The organism is Sphingomonas sp. (genome assembly GCF_036387595.1).
Classification (GTDB): Bacteria; Pseudomonadota; Alphaproteobacteria; order Sphingomonadales; family Sphingomonadaceae; genus Sphingomonas.
In genome coordinates this window covers 1-1,830 of the sequence record NZ_DASVTL010000012.1, presented here as the reverse complement: position 1 = coordinate 1,830, position 1,830 = coordinate 1, and the positions used below count along the sequence as shown (strand labels likewise).

General features: G+C 68.3%; 2 protein-coding genes. One reads left to right on the top strand and one right to left on the bottom strand.

The annotated features are described in order from the left end of the window. On the bottom strand, window positions 1-744 hold a 744-nt coding region (locus VF643_RS00685; RefSeq protein ID WP_331041438.1), incomplete at its 3' end, for a family 43 glycosylhydrolase. Window positions 745-927: 183 nt separating this feature from the next. On the opposite strand from VF643_RS00685, the gene VF643_RS00680 reads away from it, so the two are divergent. After that, window positions 928-1,830: carboxylesterase/lipase family protein (locus VF643_RS00680; protein WP_331041437.1), on the top strand; the 903-nt coding region annotated here is incomplete at its 3' end.

Below are 1,830 nucleotides of genomic sequence, written 5' to 3'. Positions count from 1 at the left end.
GACGCGCTCGTCGCGGTGCTTGGCGCGATCGAGCGAGGCATAGGTCAGGTAATAGAGCGCGCCGCGCTTGTGCAGCCACGGTCCCTCCTCGAAATGCGGCGGCGTGATCTCGGTGATCGGACCGTCGATCTCGATCATGTTGGGCTTCAGCCGCGCGATATAGCATTGCCGGTTGCCCCACGCGATCCAGGTCGTGCCGTCGCTGTCGGTGAGCACCGTGGGGTCGATGTCCTCCCAGCTATGTGTGCCCTTGGGCGTCATCTCGTTGGTGATCAGCGCCGATCCCTTGGCGTCGACGAACGGCCCGGTCGGGCTGTCCGACACCGCCACCGCGATCGCCTTGCCCGGATGGGTGCCGTCATGCTCGACAGCGGCGTAGAACCAGTAGCGGCCGTTCTTGCGGATCGCCTGCGACGCCCACGCATCCTGCTTCGCCCATTTGAAGTCCGCGACCTTCATGATCGGCCCATGATCGGTCCAGGTCTTCATGTCCGTCGTCGAATAGACCAGCCATTCGCGCATGTTGAACATCTCGTCGCGCTGCGCCTCGTCATGCCCGACATAGAGGTAAAGCCGATCACCGACCACGAGAGGCGCGGGATCGGCGGTGAACTTGTCGCGGATGATCGGGTTCGCGCCTGGCTTGGCCTGTGCCTGCGCGACCCGCGCCTGCTGGCCCGGCGCGGCGCTGCCGAGCGTCAGCATGAGCGAGGCCAACCCGATCTTCGACCATGTACCCGACATGCACTCTCCCGCGTCCGCCGTTTTTCGTCGGCTGCACCATAGCCGTAAAAACCGGTACGCCAACGCATCAAGCCCGTCGGCCCGGCGCGCACGATGGCTTGACCGTCGCCGCGACCGGCCAATAGGGTCCGTGTCGACAAGAACGACGGCGCGGGCTCTCCGTGCGTGGCGGATGAGGATTGCATGATGCGGAAGCTCGGTTCGTTGGTCGCCCTGGCGGCCCTCTGCGCCACGCCGGCCCTGGCGGCGGGCGACCCGACCGTCGCGGTCGAGGGGGGCAAGCTGGCCGGCACGGTAGACGAGCGCGATGCCTCGGTCCGCAGCTTCCGCGGCATCCCCTTCGCCGCACCGCCGGTCGGCGATCTGCGCTGGCGGGAGCCGCAGCCGATCGCACCCTGGAGCGGCGTTCGCCCCGCCAAGAGCTTCGCCGCGCGGTGCATGCAGCTGCCGCTTTATTCCGACATGATGTTCCGCTCGCCCGGCGTGAGCGAGGATTGCCTCTACCTCAACGTCTGGACTCCCGCCGCGCTCGACCGGCCCGCACGGACCAAGCTGCCGGTGCTCGTCTATGTCTATGGCGGCGGGTTCCAGGCCGGCGACGGATCGGAAAAGCGTTACGACGGCGCCGCGCTGGCCAAGCGGGGGATCGTCGTGGTGACGATGAACTACCGGCTCGGTGTGTTCGGATCGATGGCGCATCCCGAACTCACCGCGCAGTCGCCGCACCGCGCGTCGGGCAATTACGGGCTGCTCGATCAGGCGGCGGCGATCGCCTGGGTCAAGCGCAACGTCGCTGCGTTCGGCGGCGATCCCGCGCGGATCACGATCGCGGGCGAATCCGCGGGCTCGATGTCGGTCAGCGCGCTGATGGCGTCACCGCTATCGCGCGGCAACATCGCGGGCGCGATCGGCGAAAGCGGCGCGGTGCTGCAGAGCAGGACGCCACCGACGCTGGCGCAGTCCGAAGCCATGGGAGCGGCGTTCGCGCAGCGCATCGGCGCACCCACGCTCGCCGCGCTGCGCGCGCTCCCCGCCGAACGACTGGTCGAGGAACAGCGCACCGCCAGGGATCTGCCGTCGAACGCC